At 70.6% G+C, this 21,734-nt stretch carries 19 protein-coding genes; 9 read left to right on the top strand and 10 right to left on the bottom strand.

The genetic code is table 11. From position 1 onward, the window contains the following. Window positions 1-39: 39 nt before the first annotated feature. Both SMD20_RS01030 and dxs read right to left on the bottom strand, forming a co-directional pair. Window positions 40-1,506: an amino acid permease gene (locus SMD20_RS01030; RefSeq protein WP_329573894.1), complete on the bottom strand. Its 1,467-nt coding sequence runs from the start codon at window positions 1,504-1,506 to the stop codon at window positions 40-42. 82 nt (window positions 1,507-1,588) lie between these two features. After that, a complete protein-coding gene (gene dxs, locus SMD20_RS01025) occupies window positions 1,589-3,472 on the bottom strand; it encodes a 1-deoxy-D-xylulose-5-phosphate synthase (protein ID WP_329592378.1) in 1,884 nt (627 codons plus the stop codon). Window positions 3,473-3,631: 159 nt separating this feature from the next. On the opposite strand from dxs, the gene SMD20_RS01020 reads away from it, so the two are divergent. From SMD20_RS01020 to SMD20_RS01010, 3 genes are read left to right on the top strand one after another with little or no spacing between them, the layout of a single operon-like run. Then, a complete protein-coding gene (locus SMD20_RS01020; RefSeq protein ID WP_329573892.1) occupies window positions 3,632-4,489 on the top strand; it encodes a neutral zinc metallopeptidase in 858 nt (285 codons plus the stop codon). Between the two features lie 45 nt (window positions 4,490-4,534). Further along, a complete protein-coding gene (locus tag SMD20_RS01015; RefSeq protein ID WP_329573890.1) occupies window positions 4,535-5,335 on the top strand; it encodes a neutral zinc metallopeptidase in 801 nt (266 codons plus the stop codon). A 34-nt stretch (window positions 5,336-5,369) separates the two neighbouring features. Beyond that, entirely contained in the window at window positions 5,370-6,125 is a 756-nt protein-coding gene (locus tag SMD20_RS01010; protein ID WP_329573888.1) for a neutral zinc metallopeptidase, read from the top strand. A gap of 8 nt (window positions 6,126-6,133) precedes the next feature. Here the strand turns inward: SMD20_RS01010 and SMD20_RS01005 are convergent, their stop codons facing one another. The 5 genes from SMD20_RS01005 to SMD20_RS00985 all read right to left on the bottom strand — a co-directional run bounded on the left by SMD20_RS01005 (window position 6,134) and on the right by SMD20_RS00985 (window position 11,526). Further along, on the bottom strand, window positions 6,134-7,339 hold the full coding sequence (locus SMD20_RS01005) for an ROK family transcriptional regulator (protein WP_329573886.1): 1,206 nt from the start codon (window positions 7,337-7,339) through the stop codon (window positions 6,134-6,136). Between the two features lie 35 nt (window positions 7,340-7,374). Further along, the gene (locus SMD20_RS01000) at window positions 7,375-8,637 is read right to left on the bottom strand and encodes a sugar ABC transporter permease (protein WP_329573884.1); all 1,263 of its coding nucleotides are present in this window, start codon (window positions 8,635-8,637) and stop codon (window positions 7,375-7,377) included. Continuing rightward, window positions 8,634-9,398 (bottom strand): ATP-binding cassette domain-containing protein, encoded by a 765-nt coding sequence (locus SMD20_RS00995; RefSeq protein ID WP_329573882.1) that lies wholly within the window; start codon window positions 9,396-9,398, stop codon window positions 8,634-8,636. The genes SMD20_RS01000 and SMD20_RS00995 overlap by 4 nt, the downstream gene beginning before the upstream one ends. A gap of 63 nt (window positions 9,399-9,461) precedes the next feature. Continuing rightward, window positions 9,462-10,577 (bottom strand): sugar ABC transporter substrate-binding protein, encoded by a 1,116-nt coding sequence (locus SMD20_RS00990; protein ID WP_329573880.1) that lies wholly within the window; start codon window positions 10,575-10,577, stop codon window positions 9,462-9,464. 208 nt (window positions 10,578-10,785) lie between these two features. Further along, window positions 10,786-11,526 (bottom strand): sulfite exporter TauE/SafE family protein, encoded by a 741-nt coding sequence (locus tag SMD20_RS00985; protein ID WP_329573878.1) that lies wholly within the window; start codon window positions 11,524-11,526, stop codon window positions 10,786-10,788. A gap of 107 nt (window positions 11,527-11,633) precedes the next feature. Between SMD20_RS00985 and SMD20_RS00980 the strand changes: the two genes are divergently transcribed. The 3 genes from SMD20_RS00980 (at window position 11,634) to SMD20_RS00970 (ending at window position 13,078) form a co-directional block, all read left to right on the top strand. Then, a complete protein-coding gene (locus SMD20_RS00980) occupies window positions 11,634-11,957 on the top strand; it encodes a hypothetical protein (RefSeq protein WP_329573877.1) in 324 nt (107 codons plus the stop codon). Further along, entirely contained in the window at window positions 11,923-12,252 is a 330-nt protein-coding gene (locus tag SMD20_RS00975) for a type II toxin-antitoxin system PemK/MazF family toxin (protein WP_329573875.1), read from the top strand. The genes SMD20_RS00980 and SMD20_RS00975 overlap by 35 nt, the downstream gene beginning before the upstream one ends. Window positions 12,253-12,334: 82 nt before the next feature. Continuing rightward, the gene (locus tag SMD20_RS00970; protein WP_329573873.1) at window positions 12,335-13,078 is read left to right on the top strand and encodes a neutral zinc metallopeptidase; all 744 of its coding nucleotides are present in this window, start codon (window positions 12,335-12,337) and stop codon (window positions 13,076-13,078) included. Window positions 13,079-13,226: 148 nt separating this feature from the next. On the opposite strand, the gene acnA is transcribed toward SMD20_RS00970, so the two are convergent. Together acnA and SMD20_RS00960 are read right to left on the bottom strand one after the other, a co-directional pair. Next, a complete protein-coding gene (gene acnA, locus SMD20_RS00965; protein ID WP_442942580.1) occupies window positions 13,227-15,983 on the bottom strand; it encodes an aconitate hydratase AcnA in 2,757 nt (918 codons plus the stop codon). A gap of 136 nt (window positions 15,984-16,119) precedes the next feature. Next, the gene (locus tag SMD20_RS00960; protein WP_329573870.1) at window positions 16,120-16,848 is read right to left on the bottom strand and encodes a metal-dependent hydrolase; all 729 of its coding nucleotides are present in this window, start codon (window positions 16,846-16,848) and stop codon (window positions 16,120-16,122) included. 410 nt (window positions 16,849-17,258) lie between these two features. Between SMD20_RS00960 and SMD20_RS00955 the strand changes: the two genes are divergently transcribed. The 3 genes from SMD20_RS00955 (at window position 17,259) to SMD20_RS00945 (ending at window position 19,370) form a co-directional block, all read left to right on the top strand. Then, on the top strand, window positions 17,259-18,008 hold the full coding sequence (locus SMD20_RS00955; RefSeq protein ID WP_329573868.1) for a PadR family transcriptional regulator: 750 nt from the start codon (window positions 17,259-17,261) through the stop codon (window positions 18,006-18,008). A gap of 32 nt (window positions 18,009-18,040) precedes the next feature. Further along, window positions 18,041-18,562 (top strand): DUF1707 SHOCT-like domain-containing protein, encoded by a 522-nt coding sequence (locus tag SMD20_RS00950; RefSeq protein WP_329573865.1) that lies wholly within the window; start codon window positions 18,041-18,043, stop codon window positions 18,560-18,562. Window positions 18,563-18,653: 91 nt separating this feature from the next. Next, window positions 18,654-19,370, top strand: a complete 717-nt coding sequence (locus SMD20_RS00945) for a DUF6879 family protein (protein ID WP_329573863.1) — start codon at window positions 18,654-18,656, stop codon at window positions 19,368-19,370. On the opposite strand, the gene SMD20_RS00940 is transcribed toward SMD20_RS00945, so the two are convergent. Then, window positions 19,360-21,732 carry a glycosyl hydrolase 2 galactose-binding domain-containing protein gene (locus tag SMD20_RS00940; RefSeq protein WP_329573861.1) on the bottom strand — a complete coding sequence of 791 codons (2,373 nt, stop codon included), beginning with the start codon at window positions 21,730-21,732 and terminating at the stop codon, window positions 19,360-19,362. The genes SMD20_RS00945 and SMD20_RS00940 overlap by 11 nt on opposite strands. Window positions 21,733-21,734: the final 2 nt, after the last annotated feature.

Raw genomic sequence — 21,734 nt, 5'->3', positions numbered from 1 at the left:
GGAGGGGCGGACTGGGCTCGGTCCGCCCCTTTTCGCGTCTCAGCGGCGGGCCCCCGCGCCCCCGGTCCTGCTGTGCCGGTAGCCGTAGCCGAAGTAGACGAGCACGCCGACCGCCATCCAGATGACGAACCGCAGCCAGGTCTCCACCGGCAGGTTGAGCATCAGGTAGAGGCAGGCCAGCACGGACAGGATCGGCAGCAGCGGCACCAGCGGGACGCGGAAGGACCGCGGCAGGTCGGGACGGGTGCGCCGGAGCACCCACACGCCGATCGAGACCACCACGAACGCGAACAGCGTGCCGATGTTGACCAGCTCGGCCAGCTCCCCGAACGAGACGAACCCGGCCAGCGCCATCGTCACCACGCCGATGACGAGCGTCAGCCTGGCGGGCGTGCCGAAGCGGGGGTGCACCTGGGACAGTGAGCGCGGCACCAGCCCGTCGCGCGACATCGCGAACAGCACCCGCGTCTGGCCCAGCAGCAGCACCAGGACGACGGTGGTGAGGCCGGCCAGGGCGCCCAGGCTGATGATGGTGGCCAGCCAGTCCTGGCCGACGGAGATGAAGGCGTCGGAGAGCGGCGCCGCGGTGCTCAGCTGGGTGTAGTGCTGCATGCCGACGACCACGAGGGAGACGGCGACGTAGAGGACCGTGCAGATGGCCAGCGAGCCGAAGATGCCGCGGGGCACGTCTCTCTGCGGCGTGATGGTCTCCTCGGCGGCCGTCGCCACGACGTCGAAGCCGATGAAGGCGAAGAACACGACCGCCGCCGCCGAGAAGATGCCGAGCACCCCGAAGGCCACCGGCGTGATCCCGAACAGCACCTGGAACAGCGGCGCCTTCACCCCCTCCACGCGCGGCGTGCTCACCGCCTCGGGGATGAACGGCATGTAGTTGGCCGCCTTGACGAAGAACAGCCCCGCCACGATCACCACCAGCACCACGGCGACCTTGGTGATCACCAGGATCAGGTTGACCCGGGACGACAGCTTGATCCCGGCCACCAGCACCGCCGTGAGGATCGCGACGATGATCACCGCCGGCAGGTTGACCACGGCGGTGTCGCCGGCGATCGCGGCCGGCAGCGGCAGGCCGATGGACTCCAGCATCGACGCGAAGTAGCCCGACCAGCCGACCGCCACCACCGCCGCGGCCAGCGCCAGCTCCAGGATCAGGTCCCAGCCGATCACCCAGGCGGGGAACTCGCCCAGGGTGGCGAAGGCGAAGGTGTAGGCCGACCCGGCGACCGGGATCGTGGAGGCGAACTCGGCGTAGCAGAGGGCCGCCAGGCCGCACACCACGCCCGCCACGACGAACGACAGCGCCACCGCCGGCCCCGCCGTCTCCTTGGCCACCTGCCCGGTGAGCACGAAGATCCCGGTACCGATGATCACACCGATGCCGAAGACCGTGAGATCCAGCGCGGTCAGGCGCTTGCGCAGCTGATGCTCCGGATCCTCGGTGTCGCGGATCGACTGCTCGACGCTCTTCGTGCGAAAGATGTTCACGGCCGTTGGTCCTTCCCACACCCTGGGCGGTCATTCCCTCGCGTGGTGCGTACGGCGGCGCCGGATCCTCAGGGCCAGGTCGTCAGGGGCGGACGGCCTCCGCGGCGGAGGAGGTGCGCCTGGCGACGGCCTCGGTGATCCGGCGGGCGAGATCCTGGCCGGTCAGGCCGACGCGGCCGAGGATCGCCGCCCGCTTGGCGTGGTCGAGGAACTCCTGCGGGACGCCGAAGGTGCGTACGGGCACATCGACGTCCGCGTCGCGCAGCAGGCGGGCCACGGCGTCGCCCACGCCCCCCACGCGGCCGTTGTCCTCGACGACGGCGACCAGCTTGTGCACGGCGGCGGCCGGCGCCAGCGCCTCGTCCAGCGGCTTGACCCAGCGCGGGTCCACGACGGTGGCCGCGATGCCCTGCGCGTCGAGCAGCCGGGCGGCGTCGAGGCAGACCTGGGCCATCGGGCCCACGCCGACCAGCAGCACGTCGGGCTCGGCCGCCGGGGTCAGCAGCACGTCCATCTCGCCGAGCTTGCCGACCGCCTCGACGGGCTCGGCCACCGGGCCCTTGGGGAAGCGCAGCACGGTGGGGCCGTCGGTGACCTCGACGGCCTCGCGCAGCAGCTCGGCCAGGCGGTCGCCGTCGCGCGGCACCGCGATGCGCAGGCCGGGCACGACCTGGAGGATGGACAGGTCCCACATGCCGTTGTGGCTGGCGCCGTCGTCGCCGGTGACGCCCGCCCGGTCGAGCACGACGGTGACCGGCAGGCGGTGCAGCGCGACGTCCATGAGCAGCTGGTCGAAGGCCCGGTTGAGGAACGTGGCGTAGACGGCCACGACCGGGTGCAGGCCGCCTAGGGCGAGCCCGGCGGCGCTGGTCAGCGCGTGCTGCTCGGCGATGCCGACGTCGTAGATGCGCTCGGGGAAGTGCTCGGCGAAGGCGTTGAGCCCGGTCGGGTGGAGCATCGCGGCGGTGATGGCGACGAGGTCCTCGCGCTCTTTGCCGAGCCGGACGAGCTCCTCGCTGAAGGCGTTGGTCCAGATGCGGCCCTTGGGCTTCTCCGCGCCGGTGGCCCGGTCGAAGGCGCCCGGGGAGTGGAACTGGTCCTCGTCGTGGTTCTCGGCCGGGCTGTAGCCGCGGCCCTTCTGGGTGAGCGCGTGCACGATGACCGGCCCGCGGAAGCCGCGCGCCTTGCGCAGGGCCGCCTCCATGGCCTGCTCGTCGTGGCCGTCGATGGGGCCGACGTATTTGAGTCCGAGGTCCTCGAACATGGCCTGCGGCGCGAGGACGTCCTTGACGCCCTTCTTCACGCCGTGCAGGGCGTCGTAGAGCACGGGAACGTTCCCGATCTTGTCCTTGACGTAGCCGAGGAAGTCCTCGTAGCGGCGGTTGACCCGCAGCGAGGACAGGTGGGAGGCGAGGCCGCCGATCGTCGGGGAGTAGGAGCGGCCGTTGTCGTTGACCACGATGACGACCGGCAGGTCCTTGACGGCGGCGATGTTGTTGAGCGCCTCCCAGGCCATGCCGCCGGTCAGCGCGCCGTCGCCGATCACCGCGACCGCCGTGCGGTCGCGCTCGCCGCGCAGCTTGAACGCCTTGGCCAGGCCGTCGGCGTAGGACAGCGCGGTGGAGGCGTGGGAGTTCTCGACGAAGTCGTGCTCGGACTCGGCCTGGCTCGGATAGCCGGACAGGCCGCCCTCCTGCTTGAGCGCGGCGAAGCCGCCGGCCCTGCCGGTGAGCACCTTGTGCACGTAGGACTGGTGGCCGGTGTCCCAGATGATGGGGTCGCGCGGGGAGTCGAACACGCGGTGCAGCGCGATGGTGAGCTCCACCACGCCGAGGTTGGGGCCGAGGTGGCCGCCGAACCGGGCGCACGAGTCGACCAGCAGGTCACGGATCTCCCCCGCGAGCCGCGGCAGCTCCTCGGCGGCGAGCCGTTTGACGTCTTGCGGTCCTGCGATCGAACCCAGCAACCCGCTCACGGATTCGACTCCCCTCTGCTGTTGTCAGCCGACGCCCTGAGTCTAGTTCGCCGAGGCCTCACTGACTCCATCGAGTCAATTCCACCCACATATGTCCGATCTTGACCTAGTCTTTCGGTACCTATGAACTCCGCACAAACTGGCAAGATCGTGGCAATCGTCTCCGCCCTGCTGGCGCTGGTGCTCGCCGCGGCCGGTCTGGTGTTCGTACTCGCAGACTCCGCCACGACCTCGGCCAGGCCCGTGAACGAGGCGCAGCAGATCGTCTCCCCTCCCGTCAACGGCGCCGAGACCAAGAAGGTGCCGCTGCCCGGCAGGCGCCTCGCCACGGCCAGCCCGCTCTACGGCACCGGCCGGCTGACGGACGTGAACTGCTCGCCGGGAGAGCTGCCCGCGGGCAGCATGACGGCCTACCGGCGCTTCCTGCTGCGGGTGACGGCGTGCCTGAACAAGGCGTGGGCCGCGCAGTTCGCCAAGGCGGACATGCCCTTCAGCAAGCCGAAGCTGCGCATCATCACCGGCAAGGTCCGCACGCCCTGCGGGGCCTGGAACGCCGGCGCGGACGGCGTCTACTGCTCCACCGACCGCACCATGTACCTGATGATCAGCCGCGACCAGCTCCGCAACCCGTTCCCGCTCGGCATCACCCGGTTGATCGCCCACGAGTACGGCCACCACGTCCAGCAGATCTCCGGCATCTGGAGCTACTACTGGACGGCGCGTTCGAGCGCGGGCAAGGCCGGCCGGCTGCTGCTGTCGCGCCGGTCCGAGCTCCAGGCCGAGTGCTTCTCGGCGATCTTCATGAGCACCATGAAGGGCACCTCGCTGGTGACGGACGCGGACTGGTCGTACACGGTGGACTGGTTCCGCAAGAACGGCGCGAAGGGCTGGCCGCAGAACGACCACGGCAAGGGACCGACGCAGGCCGCGTGGATGACCCGGGGCTTCAACCGGGGCACTCCCGCCGCCTGCAACACCTGGGCCTCGGCGGCCCGGAACGTCACCTGAAAACGTTCTTTACCTGGAGCTCCGTCTTCACTAGGGTGCCGTCCCATGCGTATCCCTCGATCGACGCTCCTGGCGGGCGTCCTGACGAGCGTGCTGTTAGGCGGCACGGCTCACGCGGCGGCCGCTCCGGCATACAAGCCGGTGCTGACCGCCAACCCGGTCTACAAGACCGGTGAGCTCGACCTCGGGACGTGCCAGGAGGAGCAGGCCGCGCCAGGCGACCCGCAGGACGTGAAGAAGTACCTCACCGGCGTGCTCGACTGCCTCAACGAGGCCTGGGCGCCGAAGATCAGGAAGGCCGGCTACAAGTTCAGCAAGCCGTCGTTCCAGGTCATCACCAAGCTCGGCGCGAAGACGGGCTGCGGCCGCTTCCCCGCCGGCGCGCAGGCCCTCTACTGCACCCGCAACAACAAGATCACCTACTGGCTCTCCCCCGACTTCCTGCGCAACCCGGACGACCTGCGGCTCATGCTGGTGCTCGCGCACGAGTACGGCCACCACGTCCAGCAGCTCACCGGCATGCTCGACGCCGGCACCGAGTACACCGGCAAGAACACCCGGCGCGTCCTCGACGAGAGCCGCCGCTACGAGCTGCAGGCCGAGTGCCTGGGCGCGGCGTTCATCGGCGACGTGTGGCACTCGCTCGGCCGCTCCCACGACGACTGGTACTACCTCGTCAGGAACAACGGCAGCGGCTCCTTCCTGTCGGTCTTCGGGCTGAAGGAGCCCGGCGAGGAGACCCACGGCGGCGGCGCCAACGTCGGCTACTGGCTGGAGCGCGGCTTCGCCAAGGAGTCGGCGAGCGCCTGCAACACGTGGAAGGCCCCCAAGTCCAAGGTGTCCTAACAAAAAAGGACATATTGATTTATGATCCGCCATCGTGCGCACTGTTCTCGTGCCGGTGGCGGTGGCCGTGTCGATGGCAGCCAGTGTGGTCGCGAGTGAGCCCGCGCTGGCCGCGCCGCGCACCGGGCAGGGCTCGCTCTCCCACGTCATGGGCGGCGACCTGCCACGGCTGAGCTGCGCGGTGCCGGCGATCAAGGTGGGGTCGGCGGGCTCGCTGCGCGCCTTCCACCGGGCCATGGCGACGTGCGCGGACCGCTTCTGGGCGGAGCGGTTCGCGGCGGCCGGGCTGCCGTACAGTTCGCCCGAGGTGACGATCACGTCCGGCGCGGACTCGATCTGCGGGCGCCTCACGGGCGCGGGCGCGCACTACTGCCCGGAGCAGCGGGCGATCGTCGTCCGCATCACCCGGCACGACCTGCGCGACCCCTTCAGGATGAACGTCGCCCACTCGGTCGCCCACGAGTGGGGCCACCACGTCCAGCAGCTCACCGGGGTGCTGAAGGCGCACGAGGCGCTGTACCTGCCGGCCTCGGAGCGTGCGCGCACGGTGCTGAGCCACCGGCTGGAGATGCAGGCCGAGTGCTACGCGGGCGTCTTCTACAGCGCCGCGCTGAAGTCGATCGGGCCGGGCATCGCGTGGGACGACTGGCTCGACGCGGTACGGCAGGCGGAGGAGAGCGAGGTGCACGGCAAGCCGCGCAACCTGGCGTTCTGGCAGGACCGCGGCTACCGGGGCGGGGCCACCGGCTTCTGCAACACCTGGACGGCGGCGCGGGCGAAAGTGGGCTGAGCGGGCGGTCAGCCGTTCGCGCGGGCCAGGACCTCCAGAGGGTCGGCGAGGACGTGCGCGAAGGCCAGCTCCGCCGCGCCGACCAGGGTGGCGGAGTCGCCGAGCGCGGAGGTGCGCAGCCGCACCTGCTCGCGCTGCGCGGCCATGGCGTGCAGGGTGAGCTGCGTGCGCACCTGCGCGGCCGAGCCGAGATAGACCTCACGCAGCATGCCGCCGAAGATCACCATCTCGGGGTTGAAGATGTTGACGAGGTTGGCGACGCCGAGGCCGAGCCATTCGCCGGTGCGGCTCAGCGCCTCCTGGGCGACGATGTCGCCGCGGTCGGCCGCCTCGACCACGGCCCGGACCGCGTCGCGGCCCTGCTGCCCGGCGCCGAAGCGGCCGGCCGCCTCCAGCAGGGCGCGCTCCCCCACCTCGGCCTCCAGGCAGCCGTGCGAGCCGCAGCCGCAGGCCCGGCCGCCCGGGTTGACGACCATGTGGCCGACCTCGCCGCCGTAGCCGTCGTGGCCGCCGAGCAACTGGCCGCCGGCGATGATCCCGCCGCCGATGCCCACGTCGCCGTGCAGGTAGATGAGGTCCCTGACGGCGACGCCGACGCCGCGGCTGTGCTCGGCGAGCGCGGCCAGGTTGGCGTCGTTGCCGACGCTGACCGGCAGGCCCAGGCCGAGCTTGCGGCCCAGCTCCTCGCCGAACGGCACCTCCTCCGCCTTGAGGTTGGGGCCGAAGGTGACCACGCCGTCGGCCTTGCGCACCCCGCCGGACACGGCCGCCGCCGCGCCCACGCAGACGGTGTCGGCCCTGGTCTTGCGGCGCATCTGCCGGGCGAAACCGGCCAGCGCGCCGGTCAGCTCGTCCAGCTCGAACGTGTCGCGGCGGCGTACGGCCTCGCGCCGGTCGAGTATGACCCCGCCCAGCCCCACACGCGCGGCCGCGAGCCGGTCGGGCCCCACGTCGAAGGCGAACACGTAGACCCGCGACGACTCCGGCCGGACCACGAGCGAGGGGCGGCCGGCCCGGCCGGTCTCGCGGGGCAGCTCCTCGCGTACGAGCCCCGCCGCCGTCAGGTCGGAGGTCAGCGCCATGATCGTGCTGCGGTTGAGCCCCATCTTGGCGGTGAGCTCGGCACGCGAGGTCGGCCCGCCCAGGTGGACGTGGCGGAGCAGCGCGCCGAGGTTGTGGCGCCTGATGTCCTCCTGCGAGGGGCCGGCACGCATGATCTGGGGTTCCTTGGAAGGCTGCGGGTCGCTGATCACCTTAGACCAGCGGCAGCCGCCCGCCTGCGCGCCAGGGCGTCGACACCCGCGGCGAGGAGCAGCACGCACCCCGTGACCAGATACTTGACGCTGGCTCCGTAGCCCATGAGGCCCATGCCGTTCTCGATGACGGCCACCACGGCGCCGCCGAGCACGGCGTCGAGCACCCGGCCCTTGCCGCCGAACAGGCTCGTGCCGCCGATGACCGCCGCGCCGACCGCGTACAGCAGGACCGAGCTGCCGCCCGTGTTCGGGTCGACGGAGCTGGCGCGGGAGGCGGCCACGATGCCGCCGACGGCCGCCATCGCCGAGCAGATCACGAACGCGCTGATCTTGAGCCGGTCGACCGGGATGCCGGCCCGGCGGGCGGCCTCGGTGTTGCCGCCGACCGCGTACAGGTGGCGGCCGAACGCCGTGCGGCGCAGGATGACCGTCCACACGACCAGCAGCACCAGGATGACCGGCACCACGATCGGCACGCCGGTGAGCGAGACCAGCGCCGGGTTGCGGCTGCGCTCCAGGTTGAGCACGAACACCGCGACGCCGGCCAGCACCGCCAGCGCCCCCACGCGGAAGGCGATGAGCGACAGCGGGTCGGCGGTGAGCCCGCGCTTGGCGCGCCGCGCGGCCCGGATGAGCTGGATGGCCGCGAAGCCGCCCACGCAGACGGCGTAGAGCGCCCAGCCGAGCCACGGCTCCAGGTTCTTGTTCGCGATGGCGAGGATCACCGGGTCGCGGACCGAGATGTTCGTGCCCTCCTTCACCAGCACCAGGACCAGGCCCTGGAAGGCGAGGAAGGCGGCCAGCGTCACCACGAACGACGGGATGCCGACCTTGGCCACCAGCGCGCCGAGCACGACGCCGATGACCACGCCGGTGAGGATGGCGGCCAGCGCGCACACGTACCAGGGCAGGCCGAGACTGGCGAGGGTGACGGCCAGCACGGCCGCGCAGACGCCGCTCGCGTACCCGGCGGACAGGTCGATCTCGCCGAGCAGCAGCACGAACACCAGGCCCATCGCGATGAGCGTGATCGCGGCGCCCTGGGTGAAGAGGTTGGCGAAGTTGATCGCGGTGACGAACGAGGGACGGGCGATCGCGAACACCGCGCAGAGCACCACCAGGCCGAGGACGGCGGGCAGTGACCCCATGTCGCCGCCGCGCACGCGCTGGACGTACGCGCGGAAGCTGTTGCCGATGGACGGGGCCTGCGTCGCGGCGACGATGGCCTCGCCCGGCAGTTCCTTGACCTTGCTCATGGGGTGACCCCGTTCTTGAGACCGAGTTCCCCGCTGCGGCCTGCGGTGATCAGTTCGACGACCTGCGGGTGCGTCACGTCGGAGGTCTTGACCTGGGCGGCCATCCTGCCGAGGTAGAGCGCCGCGATCCGGTCGGAGACGGCGAACACGTCGTTCATGTTGTGCGAGATGAGGACGACGGCGAGGCCGGTGTCGGCCAGCCTGCGGACCAGTTCGAGCACCTGCGCGGTCTGGGCCACGCCCAGGGCGGCGGTGGGCTCGTCGAGGATGACGACCTTGCTGTTCCACAGCACGGCCTTGGCGATGGCGACGGTCTGCCGCTGCCCGCCGGACAGGCTGGAGACCTGCTGCCTGATGGACTTCACGGTGCGCACGGACAGGCTGCTGAGCGTCTTCTCGGCGAGCTCCTCCATGGTGTCCTCGTCGAGCAGGAGCCCGCTCCTGCGCTCCCGGCCGAGGAACATGTTCTGGACGATGTCCAGGTTGTCGCACAGGGCCAGGTCCTGGTAGACGATCTCGATGCCCAGCTCGCCGGCGTCGCGCGGGGTGTGGATGTGCACCGGCTTGCCGTCGAAGAAGATCTCGCCGGCGTCGATCGGATAGATGCCGCCGATGCACTTGACCAGGGTGGACTTGCCCGCCCCGTTGTCGCCGACCAGAGCGGTGACCTCGCCGGCGTAGGCGGAGAACTCTACGTTGTGCAGGACTTTGACCGGACCGAAGCTCTTGTCGATCCCGCGCACTTCAAGGAGGGGGGTCATGGGGCTCCCTAGAGGGGAGGGTACGGCCCCGCGCCGGTGACGCGGGCCGTACCCCTCTCGGTTCTACTGAATTCCGGCCTCGGTGCACTTCGCGGCGAAGTCACCGGTGCACAGTTCCTCCTTGGTCACGTAACCGTCGGCCACCACGTCCTTGACGTTGTCGAAGAAGATGCCCTGCGGTTCCATGAGCTCGGCGGGGACGTCCTGCCCGCTCTCCGGGTCCTTGACGCTGGAGCTCGCCGTGGGCTTCTCGCCCTTGGCCAGCGCCACCGCCAGCTTGGCCCCGGCGTCGGCCTCCTTCTTGACCGCCTTGTAGACGGTCATGCACTGGTCGCCGGCGAGGATGTTCTGCAGGCCCTGGACGGTCGCGTCCTGGCCGGTGACCGGGACCTTCCCGTTGAGGCCGTTCTTCTTCAGGATGGTGATGGCGGCGTTGCCGAGACCGTCGTTGGCGGCCAGGACGCCGGCGATCTTCGACTGCTCGGTCAGCATCTGCTCGAAGAGCGTGCCAGCCTTGGTGTTGTCCCAGTCGGGCACCGACTCCTCGGGGCCCTTGACGAATTCGCCGGAGTCGAACTTCGGCTTGAGCACACCGTCGTAGCCCTGCTTGAACAGCGTGGCGTTGTTGTCGGTGGGAGAGCCGTTGAGGTAGGCGACGATCGGCTTGTCCGCCTTCTTGTCCGCCAGGCACTTCGACAGGCCCTCACCCTGGAGGGTGCCGACCTTGGTGTTGTCGAAGCTGACGTAGTAGGCGGCGCCGCCGCCGAGCGTGAGCCGGTCGTAGTCGATCACGGCGACGCCCTGCGACTTGGCCTTGTCGATGACGGCCTTGCCGCTGCCGCTGTCCAGGTTGACGATCATGAGAACGGTGGCGCCGTTCGTGATCATCTGGTCGGCGATGGTCTGGAACGCCGTCTTGTCGTTCTGAGCGTTCTGGATGTCGTACTCGACGCCGGCGGCCTTGAACGCCTCTTCGAGATACTTACGGTCCGCCGTCTCCCAGCGGGCCGAGGACTTGCTGTCCGGCAGGATGACGCCGATCTTGCCGGCCTTGGCCGCCGCCGTGGCCGACTCGGAGGTGGTCGACGTGGTGGTCTGACCGCTGTCGCCCCCGCAGGCGGTGAGACCGAGGGCGAGCGCGGCTGCCGCGGCGGTCAGGCTGAGGATCCCCTTGCGCATGGTGCAGGGTCCTTTCTTCCGGAGGGGCCCGGATGAATGTTGTTTGCGGCAACGTATTCCCGGACGGCCTGCTTTGGAAGGGGGTCGGGGCCGGGAGTTTGTTGTTTCGGGTAACAATCCAGAAACGCAGCCTCAACCCGGCGGACTCCTGGGCGTAATGCTGCGGGCGCCAGTCGGCCCCGCGTGCCCACCAGGCCGGGGACGCCGCTCAGCGGGGCAGGACCTGCGTGATCACGTTCTGCGCGATGAGCCCGACGGCCGACACCGCGGCCACGACGAGCACGGCCGTCCGCACCTTGCCACCGTCGAGGTAGCGCCGCAGCGGGCCGGACACCAGGAATCCCAGCACCATGGGGACGAGCAGGGTCGCTCCCGCCGACAGGGCCCGCCCGGGCAGTTCCCCCACGATCGCCAGGATGGCCAGCGACTGCACCGCGCTCAGGAAGAAGAACATGGCGAGCGTGGCGCGGATCTGGGGCCCCTTGGCGGTCTGGTAGACCAGCGCGATGGGCGGCCCCCCGATGCCCGTGGCGGTCCCGGTCACGCCCGAGACGAAGCCCGCCGAGGTGATGGTCACACCGTTGCGCGGCATGCTCAGCGCCCTCGCGGTCAACGCCACCGCGACGAGCACCATGACCGCCACGAGGAGGCCACGGGTGTAGATGGAAACGTAGACAATGATGAACGCACCCAGGACGCTCCCCGGCACCCTGCCCAGCACTGCAAAGCCTAGCCCCCTCCAATCCACCCTGCGCCACTCGACCGCAAGCGTGAACAGCGGCAACGTCGCGTTGACGACCTGGATGGCGCCCGGCATGAGGTCGGGATCGAGCAGGGTGAGCACGGGAGCCGCCACCAACCCCAGGCCGAACCCGACGCTGCCCTGCACGATCGCACCGACGAATACCGCTGAACCACCAAGGAGCAGCACCAACGCCGTATCACTCATGCAGGAGAGTCAACCATCCTTACGCAGAGTTGCCGCACATGAAGCGAGCGTGACTGCGAGCATGTAGTGTCACCGGAAGACGCCGACGTAGTCTCAGGAGTATGGCCGTGAAGCCGAAAGCGACGACGATACGTGTCAGCGTCAAGACCCGGGACAGGATCGCAGCGCTAGCCAAGAAGGCAGGTGAGCCCATGACCGCGATCATCGACCAGGCCATCAGGGAGATGGAGAGGAAATACCGCTGGCAGCGGGTCGCGGAGCAGATGGAGGAGACACGACACGAGGACCCCCGGGCCTGGGCCGACTACCTCGGCGAGTCCGAGGCGGTCCAGGGCCCCCCACCGCGCTCTTCCCGCGTCGCGCCCGAATGGGAAGGGCTGATCCCCGAGGAGAGAGATGAGGGTGATCCAGGGCGAGATCTGGCTCGCTGACCTGGGCGATCCCATCGGCCGCGAGCAGGGTTTCCGCCGGCCGGTGCTGGTCGTGAGCAACGACGGATTCAACGCCGCCACACCCGTCAAGATCGTCGTGCCGCTGACCACGACGAATCGAGGATGGGACAACCACATCTCCGTCAGCTGTGACGGCACGGGCCTGGAGAAGCCCAGCTGGGCCATGGTCGAGCACGTACGGAGCGTGTCGGCGCAGCGGTTCGCCAGAAGGATCGGGATCGCTCCCGACGAGGTGGTCCGCGAGATCATCGACTGGCTCACGGACGCGCTGTAGGGGATGCCGCCCGGCGAAAGCGAACTTCGCCGGGTGGCTTCCCTCATCGTGCCACACGCGGTCGCTGGTTAAGCTGCCGATCGTGCGATTCCTCCCGATCAAGCGCGCCCTTGTCCTCGCCGCGGTCCTGGCGACCTCCCTGCCGCCCGCTCCGGCCGGGGCCGCCGTCCAGGATGCGTTCCGCGAGAAGGCGGGCAGGCTGCCGGTCACCTCGTGCCCGGAGCCGGCGATCAGCTCCGGGGGGATCCCGCGGACCCGGGAATACCTGCAGACGGTCGTGGGCTGCCTGGACGCCTCGTGGCGGACGTACTTCGCGAAGGCGGGGCGGGCGTTCGCGAAACCCGTGGTGCGGTACTTCGACGAGCCCGCCGACCGGGTGTGCGGCGGGGACTGGCCCGCGCAGGCGGCGGCGTTCTACTGCGTGGAGCGGCGTACGCTCGTCTTCCCGCTCACCGGCCCCTGGATCGAGAACCGCACGGACCTCTATCCGCTCAAGGTCGCCGCCCACGAGTACGGCCACCACGTGCAGCGCCTCATGGGCGTCGGCCTCCCCAAGGCGCGTGAGAGCGCGGCGCGGCGCCGCTACGAGTTGCAGGCCGACTGCCTCGCGGGAGTGTTCCTGGGCAGCGTGCAGGGCTCTCTGGGGCGCACCGGGCAGGACTGGGCGGCACTGGTGGAGGCCGCCAGGGCGAGCGGTGACGACTTCGACGGCGTCCGCAGCCACGGCAAGGGGGTCAACCGGGCCCGCTGGCTGGAGCGCGGCCACCGGGCCGGCTCCCCCGCCGCCTGCGACACCTGGTCCGCGCCGGCCGGGCGCGTCGCTTGAGCGGAGGAACGGCGAAGGCCGCCCGGCGGAGGGTGTTCCGCCGGACGGCCTTGTCGGTTCGGGTGGTTCCCCCGATGCGGGGCGCGTGAGGATCACGCCCCAACCCCCGGCCCCCGCCCGGCTCATGACCGGGCGGCGACCAGGAAGATCACTTGGCCAGCAGCGAGCGCAGGACGTACTGCATGATGCCACCGTGCCGGTAGTAGTCGGCCTCGCCCGGCGTGTCGATGCGCACGACGGCGTCGAACTCGACGCCGGCTCCGTGCGCGGACGACGCCGTGGCCCTGACGTGCACGGTCTGCGGGATGCCGCCCTTGTTGAGCTCCTCGACGCCGGTGATGTCGAACGTCTCCTCGCCGGTCAGGCCCAGCGACGCCGCCGTGGCGCCCTCCGGGAACTGCAGCGGCAGCACGCCCATGCCGATGAGGTTGGAGCGGTGGATGCGCTCGTAGGACTCGGCGATGACCGCGCGCACGCCCAGGAGCGCCGTGCCCTTGGCCGCCCAGTCGCGCGAGGAGCCGGAGCCGTATTCCTTGCCGGCCAGCACCACCAGCGGCGTGCCCGCGGCGGCGTAGTTGACCGAGGCGTCGTAGATGAACGACACCGGGCCGTCGGGCTGGGTGAAGTCGCGGGTGTAGCCGCCCTCGGTGCCCGGCGCGATCTGGTTGCGCAGGCGGATGTTGGCGAACGTGCCGCGGATCATCACCTCGTGGTTGCCGCGCCGCGAGCCGTAGGAGTTGAAGTCCTTGACCTCGACCCCGTTGGCCTGCAGGTATTGCGCGGCCGGGGTGCCGACCTTGATGGAGCCGGCCGGCGAGATGTGGTCGGTGGTGACCGAGTCTCCGACCTTGACCAGGACGCGGGCGCCGCTGATGTCGGTCACGGGCTCCGGCTTCGACGGCATGCCGTCGAAGTAGGGGGCCTTGCGGACGTAGGTGGAGTCGGGGTCCCACTCGAAGGTGTCGCCGGTCGGGATCGGCAGCGAGCGCCAGTGGTCGTCGCCCTTGAAGACGTCGGCGTAGTCGCGCTCGAACATCTCGCGGCCGATCGAGGAGTGGACGACCTCGGCGACCTCCTCCGGGGAGGGCCAGATGTCGCGCAGGTAGACCGGCTGCCCGTCGCTGCCGACGCCGAGCGGCTCGGTGTCGAGGTCGACGTCCATGGTGCCGGCCAGCGCGTACGCCACCACGAGCGGCGGCGAGGCCAGGTAGTTCATCTTGACGTCGGGGTTGATCCGGCCCTCGAAGTTGCGGTTGCCGGACAGCACGGCGGTGACCGCGAGGTCGTTGGCCTGGATGGCCTCGGAGATCTCCGGCAGCAGCGGGCCCGAGTTGCCGATGCAGGTGGTGCAGCCGTAGCCGACCAGGTTGAAGCCGATCTTGTCGAGGTAGGGCTGGAGGCCCGAGCGCTCGAAGTAGCCGGTGACGACCTGGGAGCCGGGCGCGAGCGAGGTCTTGACCCACGGCTTGCGGGTCAGGCCCTTGTCGACGGCGTTGCGGGCGAGCAGGGCCGCGCCGAGCATGACGTACGGGTTGGAGGTGTTGGTGCACGAGGTGATCGCGGCGATCGAGACGATGCCGTGGTCGATCTCGAACGACGTGCCGTCGGCCAGCGTGACGGGCACCGGCTTGTGCGGCCGGCCGCCGTTGGCGGTGGCGTTGGAGGCGGGCGCGTCGGAGGCCGGGAAGCTCTCCTCGACGGCCTCGTCCACGCCGTCGCTCACGTAGTTCTCGACGTCGCGGCGCCAGGCGTCCTTGGCGTTGGACAGCGCGATGCGGTCCTGCGGGCGCTTGGGCCCGGCGATGGACGGGACGACCGTGCCGAGGTCGAGCTCGATGTACTCGGAGAACGCCGGCTCGGGCGCCGACGGGTCGAGCCACAGGCCCTGGGTCTTGGCGTAGGTCTCGACGAGGGCGATCTGCTCCTCGGTGCGGCCGGTCAGGCGCAGGTAGTCGACGGTCTGGCCGTCGATCGGGAAGATCGCGCAGGTGGAGCCGAACTCGGGGCTCATGTTGCCGATGGTGGCCCGGTCGGCCAGCGGCACCGAGGAGACGCCCTCGCCGTAGAACTCGACGAACTTGCCGACCACGCCGTGCTTGCGCAGCATCTCGGTGATGGTCAGCACCAGGTCGGTGGCGGTGGCGCCGGCGGGCAGCTTGCCGTTGAGCTTGAAGCCGACCACGCGCGGGATGAGCATGGAGATCGGCTGGCCGAGCATCGCGGCCTCGGCCTCGATGCCGCCGACGCCCCAGCCGAGCACGCCGATGCCGTTCTCCATCGTGGTGTGGGAGTCGGTGCCGACGCAGGTGTCGGGGTAGGCCTTGCCGTCGCGGATCATGACGACCCTGGCCAGGTGCTCGATGTTGACCTGGTGGACGATGCCGGTGCCGGGCGGGACGACCTTGAACTCGTCGAAGGCGGTCTGGCCCCAGCGCAGGAACTGGTAGCGCTCGCGGTTGCGCTCGTACTCGCGCTCGACGTTGCGCTGGAAGGCGTCGGGGTGGCCGAAGTAGTCGACGATCACGGAGTGGTCGATGACCATCTCGGCCGGGGCGAGCGGGTTGATGCGCGCCGGGTCGCCGCCGAGGTCGCGGACGGCCTCGCGCATGGTGGCGAGGTCGACGACACACGGCACGCCGGTGAAGTCCTGCATGATGACGCGCGCCGGGGTGAACTGGATCTCGACACTGGGCGCGGCGTTGGGGTCCCAGGAGCCCAGCGCGCGGATGTGGTCGGCGGTGATGTTCGCGCCGTCCTCCGTGCGCAGGAGGTTCTCCAGGAGAATCTTCAGGCTGTACGGGAGGCGTGCGGCGCCCTCGACGGCATCCAGCCGGAAAATCTCATATGACGCGTCGCCGACGCGCAGCGTGTCACGGGCGCCGAAGCTGTTCGCGGACACGGTGATTCGCCTCCTCATCAGACCGGTGTTCACTCAAATCCTGCCGCACAGCCGGAACCACTCGTACGTTAGGTACGCCTAACTCCACGGCCGCAGCGGATGTCTCGACGTCAAGATATTACTAGGGTATCTCGACATCAAGTTAAACCGGCGCGAGGCGCCAGAAGAGCAGGCCGATGATCGCCACCGACAGGAGCGGGGCCAGGATCTTCTGCTCGAACTTCTTGCCGGTCTTGATACCGATCTTCCACGGCAGCACGAACTTCACCCCGAGCGGCCATAACACCGGGCAGCCGCGTTCGGTCATGCAGTCGCCGACGACGTGGATCAGGCAGCCGACGCCGACCGCCAGGCCGAGCCAGGCGTAGCCCACGCCGAGGGAGAGGAAGACGGCGTAGAGACCGGCGGTCATGCCGATGTTGACCATCGCCGAGCCCAGCTTGTTGCCCGGGATGCCGACGCCGATCGCGCGCAGCGCCAGGCCGATGAGCAGCACGACCATGATGTCGCGGCCGATGGGATAGGTGTTGGCCAGCCAGTGCGTGCCTAACCCGAGCGCGACCGCGAAGGCCAGCGAATGGGTCGCCCCCCGGTGGCCGCCGGCGAGCCAGGACACGCCCTTGCTCAGTAACCAGGTGACCGGGCCGAAGGTCTGGGCGATCGTCGCGCTGGGATGGTCGAGGTCGGGCAGCATCGCCGCGCCCGCGCAGATGATGGCTCCGGCGATCAGCTCGGCCGGACCGAGCGCGCCGGCCATGATGCCGGTCTCGATGAAGCGGGAGGATTCGCTCAGCAGCGGCAGGGCGGCCAGTGGCGGCGCCAGCCCCAGCCAGGCGATGGCCCCGGTCATCGCGTGCGTGTGCCCCATCATGATCGGGACTGTACCCGCGTTTAATGGCCCGCGCTCCGCGCGGGCGGCTCGGTCGCCGTGTTCCGGAAACTTCCCACGCTGCGCGTTGGGGATTGCGGGCGCTGCGCGCGTTCGGGATTGAGGACGCTGCGCGTTCGGGGGTTGCGACGGGTCTGAGCGACCGAGCCAGCCCGCGCGGAGCGCGGGCCATGAAAACGCAGACGAGGTCGTCTCCACGGCGACAGCACCCCCCAGCCCTGCCGACGCGGAACGACCTCGTCTGCTCTGTTCAACGGCTTCATCCCCGATCCTGTTCCCCGATTCCGCAACTTTTTCGTGATCTGGCTCACTTCGGACTGGGGCTTGCTGGCGACACAGTAGCGATATATCGTTGATGCATCGAGAAAGAATCACGATATAGGGGGAAACCTATGAGTTCCGCACAGGCAGCGTCCGGCCCCTGGCCCGGCGCGCACGAGTACAAGCGAGCCGCCCGCGAGGCGTTCAGGGCCATGGCCGACGCCTTCGAGGAGATGGGCGGCCACCGGCACCACAGGCACGAGCACCGGCACGAGCACAGGGAGCGCGGCAGGAGAGGCGGGCCCGGCGGGCCGTTCGGACCCGGTGGGCCTTTCGGCCTGGGGGGTCCGTTCGGGGGCGGAGGACCGTTCGGGCCCGGCGGGCCGTTCGGCGGCCACCACGGCTGGGGCGGCCGGGGCCGCAAGGCCAAGCGCGGCGACGTCCGCGCCGCCATCCTGGCCCTGCTCGCCGAGGAGCCGCGCAACGGCTACCAGATCATCCAGGAGATCGCCGAGCGCAGCGAGGGCGGCTGGAAGCCCAGCCCCGGCGCCGTCTACCCGGCGCTCCAGCAGCTCACCGACGAGGGCCTGGTGATCTCCGAGGAGAACGAGGGCCGCAAGAGCTTCCGTCTCACCGACGAGGGCCGCGCCTACATCGAGGCGCACCCCGACGAGGTCCGCACGCCGTGGGACGAGATGCGCCCCGACGTCGACGACAACGTCACCGAGCTGTGGCAGATCGGCCGCCAGTCGGCCTTCGCGATGATGCAGATTCTCCAGACCGGGAACGACGCACAAATCCGCGAAGCGCGTAAGACTTTGGTGGAGACCCGGCGCAAGCTCTACCAGATCTTGGCCGACGGCGACCCGGGCGACGAGTGACCCTGCGAGGCCAACGGAGCGAGGAGCCAGGCATGGACCCGAACGACCTCCGCATCGGCGACGCCGAGCGCGAGCAGACGATGGCCGCCCTGCGCGAGCACTTCGCCGAGGGCCGCCTGACCCGCGAGGAACTCGACGAGCGGCTGGACCACGCGCTGACCGCCAAGACCGCCCGTGACCTCGCCCGGGTCACGGCCGACCTCCCCGGCCCCCAGCCCGCGACCCGCCACCGGGTGCCGGAATTCCTGGAGCCTCCTCCGCTTCCCGGCCTGGGCGGCGACTGGCACGAGGCGATGCGCGCCCATCGCCACCAGCTGCACCAGATGCACCACGACATGCGCCAGGCCCGCAGGGAGATGCGCCACCAGTGGAAGCACGGCCTGGCGCGTCGCCACCGGCACCACGGACCGCACCCGTTCGTCGGGCTGCTGTTCGTGATCATGATCATCGGTCTCGCGGTGGGCGGCTTCGGCGTCTTCAAGGTGCTGTTCGGCGTGTGGCTGATGGTCATGCTCTTCAGCCTGGTCCGCCGGCGCATGCACCACCGCGGCTGAGCGAGCCCGCGCGGATCGTTTTTGGGCCTTGACCCTGTCAGGGACGCCATTGATGATCTGGGCGGGTTTTCCAGCCGGCGAAGGGAGCCGCATGACCGAGCACGGCGCGTCGCACACGGTCGACCACCCGGGCCATGATCCGGCCCAGGATCGCGCGGGCAACCCGTTCGCCGCCGTGGCGCACGCCGACGCCCTCGTCCTCGACGCGGAGGGCTACCACGCCGCCTTCGACCGCGACCACGCCGTGACCGCCGAGCCGATGTGGAAGCTGGAGCGGGCGCAGACCTTCTACGAGCCGGACGTCGCGAGCTGGCGGGCCATGATGGACGGCGACTGGGCGGGCTCCCTCGCGCTGGTGGCGGAGATGGCGGGCCCGCTGCGCCGCTACTTCACGAGCCGGGTGCCGGTCCGGCGGGTGCGGGTGACGGAGTTCCCCGTCACGGCGTACCTGCAGTGGGAGATGCACGTGCTGGCCGTCCGGGCCCGCGCGGGATCGCCGTGCAGGGTGCTGCCGGCCGCGCGGGTCGCGCACCTCGACCCGCTGCCCGAGCTGGTCGTCTTCGGCCCGTCCCTCATGTACGAGGTGCTCTACGACGAGTACGGCGGCTGCCGCGGCGGCCGCCGGATCACCGACGCCCGCGTCGTGGGCCCCTGCCTGGCGGCGGTGCGCGAGCTCTACGCCGTCGGCGAGGACGTGCTCGCCTTCCACGAGCGCGAGATCGCGCCGCTGCCGCCGCCCGCCGTCACCGACGCGATGCGGGCCGCGGTGCCCGGCTACGGGCACCGCACCGAGGAGTTCAGGGTCTGAACAGCGCGCCGCCCGGCTCGTTGACGCACCGCAGCACCGGGAAGCCGGTCAGCGCGGCGGCGTCCAGCTCCTTCACCGTGGTGACGTGGAAGACCGCGCTCTCGCCGGGCAGCAGGGTGACGAGCTGGTCGTCCACGCCAGCGGCCGGGTCCAGCCGGTCGGGGAAGAGCGCCAGCTCGCGCAGCACGGTGCGGGCGGTGACGGTCACCCGGTAGCCGTCCTGCGCGGGCGCGGCCTCGGCGTCCCAGTCCGCCGGGGGGAAGGCGACGGCCGGATCCTCGGCGTAGAAACGGACCAGGCGGACCGAGCCGAGCCGGGCCGACAGCAGCTCGCGCGCCGGGTCGTCGGCGGCGGCCACCGGCGGCGGCAGCGCCACCCGGGTCACCGCGCGCGGCGCCACGTGCACGGCGACGACCTCCTTGGCCAGCGGCTCGCCGGTCAACCGGCGCCGGACCAGCTCCAGCTCGCCCGACCACGCCTGTGGGGCGTCGTTGACCACGGCCAGCTCGCCGTCCAGCATCGTGATCAGCCGGTCGGCGTAGGCGCGGCGCAGCGCGTGCCAGAGCGGCTTGCGCCGCCCGTCACCGTCCACCGCCGCCCACGACGTCACCGGCCAGCAGTCGTTGAGCTGCCAGACGATCGTCCCCATGGTGTGCGGCATGAGCGCGCGGAAGCGCTCCACGCCGAACGCCACCGCCCGCGCCTGGTTGAGCTGGGTCAGGTAGTGCCAGTCGTCGAACGTGCCCGGCCGCGGCAGGTGCGCGCCGAGCCCGCGCAGCAGCTTCTCCTGGCCGTCCACGGCCTTCTGGTGCGAGGAGCGTGGGGTCAGCGGCTCGTCGGAGGAGGCCCGGCGCAGGGTCGCGTACGCCGGCGGCCCCTGGAAGCCGAACTCGGCGACGAAGCGCGGCCGGTAGGCGGCGTACCGGGTGTAGTCCTCGCGGTTCCAGACGTCCCAGATGTGGACGGTGCCGCGGGCGGGGTCGTTCGGCGGCAGGCCGGGCGCGCCCGAGTAGGGGCTGCCCGGCCAGTACGGCCGCGTCGGGTCCAGCTCGGCCACGATGCCGGGCAGCAGGTCGTGGTAGAAGCCCGCGCCCCAGCTCCGCCCCTGGAGCCGGTCGCGCCAGCCCCAGTCGGCGTGGCCCTCCAGGTTCTCGTTGTTGCCGCACCACAGCACCAGGCTGGGATGGGGGGCCAGGCGGGTGACGTTCTCGCGCGCCTCGGCGGCGACCTCCGACCGGAACGGCTCCTCCTCCGGGTAGGCGGAGCAGGCGAACGGGAAGTCCTGCCAGACCATCAGGCCGAGCTCGTCGGCGAGGTCGTAGAAGTCGTCGCTCTCGTACAGGCCGCCGCCCCAGACCCGCAGCAGGTTGACGCCGGCGTCGAGGGCCTGCCCGAACCGCTCGGCCAGCCGCTCCCTCGTGACGCGGGACGGGAAGCAGTCGTCGGGGATCCAGTTGACGCCCCTGACGTAGACGGGGCTGCCGTTGACCTTGAACCGGAACGCCTCCCGTTCCAGCTCCACCGAGCGGAAGCCGATCCTGCCGTGCCACGCGTCCTCGCCGAGCCGTACCGTCAGGTCGTAGAGCGGCTGGTCGCCGTGGCCGCGCGGCCACCACAGGTCGGGACGGGGCACCTTGAGCGCGAGCACGGCGGAGCGGCCGTCGATGCGCCGCTCGGCGGTGACCCCGGCGACCTCGGCCGACAGCGTGAGCGGTCCCTCGGCGGTGCGCTCGACCCGGACGTGCACCCGCACCGTCCCGTCGGCGCCCGCCAGGGGGCGCACCTCGGCCAGCCGGGCGCCGCTCCAGCTCTCCAGCCCGATCGGCCGCCAGATGCCGGCGGTGACCAGCGTGGGGCCCCAGTCCCAGCCGAAGTTGCAGGCCATCTTGCGGATGAACGCGTACGGCTCGTCGTAGGCGCCGGGCCGCTCCCCGAGCGCCGCCCGCTGCTCCTCGGCGTGGGCGTAGGCGGAGCGGAAGGTGACCGTCAGCTCGTTGGCCCCGTGGCGCAGCAGGTGGCGGACGGGGAAACGGTAGGAGCGGTGCTGGTTGGCGGTGCCGCCGACGCGCACCCCGTTGAGCGTGACCTCGGCGACCGTGTCGAGCCCACGGCAGACGAGGTCCGTACGCTCGTGCTCGTCCGGCGACCAGGCGAACGTGGTGCGGTAGGTCCAGTCCCTGCGGCCGATCCAGGCCAGCCGGCGCTCGTTGTCGTCGAGGTAGGGATCGTCGATGAGCCCGGCGGCGAGCAGATCGGTGTGCACGCAGCCGGGCACGGTGGCCGGGACCCCGGTGATGAGATCCGCGGCGTCCCGCGACGAGAGGGTCCAGCCGTCGTGCAGCGGACGGTGGTTCAAGGACATCT

Source organism: Nonomuraea sp. LP-02 (assembly GCF_036289125.1).
Classification (GTDB): Bacteria; Actinomycetota; Actinomycetes; order Streptosporangiales; family Streptosporangiaceae; genus Nonomuraea; species Nonomuraea bangladeshensis.
Note: the sequence above shows the minus strand (reverse complement) of the source record. Positions and strands in the feature narration are given on the sequence as shown.

Coding starts and splice junctions, on each gene's coding strand:
- SMD20_RS00950 (WP_329573865.1), top strand. CDS start 18,041: ATGGACCCGAACGACCTCCGCATCGGCGACGCCGAGCGCGAGCAGACG.
- SMD20_RS00940 (WP_329573861.1), bottom strand. CDS start 21,732: ATGTCCTTGAACCACCGTCCGCTGCACGACGGCTGGACCCTCTCGTCG.
- SMD20_RS00995 (WP_329573882.1), bottom strand. CDS start 9,398: ATGACCCCCCTCCTTGAAGTGCGCGGGATCGACAAGAGCTTCGGTCCG.
- SMD20_RS01005 (WP_329573886.1), bottom strand. CDS start 7,339: ATGCGTGCCGGCCCCTCGCAGGAGGACATCAGGCGCCACAACCTCGGC.
- SMD20_RS00990 (WP_329573880.1), bottom strand. CDS start 10,577: ATGCGCAAGGGGATCCTCAGCCTGACCGCCGCGGCAGCCGCGCTCGCC.
- SMD20_RS00975 (WP_329573875.1), top strand. CDS start 11,923: ATGAGGGTGATCCAGGGCGAGATCTGGCTCGCTGACCTGGGCGATCCC.
- SMD20_RS01000 (WP_329573884.1), bottom strand. CDS start 8,637: ATGAGCAAGGTCAAGGAACTGCCGGGCGAGGCCATCGTCGCCGCGACG.
- SMD20_RS00985 (WP_329573878.1), bottom strand. CDS start 11,526: ATGAGTGATACGGCGTTGGTGCTGCTCCTTGGTGGTTCAGCGGTATTC.
- SMD20_RS00945 (WP_329573863.1), top strand. CDS start 18,654: ATGACCGAGCACGGCGCGTCGCACACGGTCGACCACCCGGGCCATGAT.
- SMD20_RS00955 (WP_329573868.1), top strand. CDS start 17,259: ATGAGTTCCGCACAGGCAGCGTCCGGCCCCTGGCCCGGCGCGCACGAG.
- SMD20_RS01015 (WP_329573890.1), top strand. CDS start 4,535: ATGCGTATCCCTCGATCGACGCTCCTGGCGGGCGTCCTGACGAGCGTG.
- SMD20_RS00960 (WP_329573870.1), bottom strand. CDS start 16,848: ATGATGGGGCACACGCACGCGATGACCGGGGCCATCGCCTGGCTGGGG.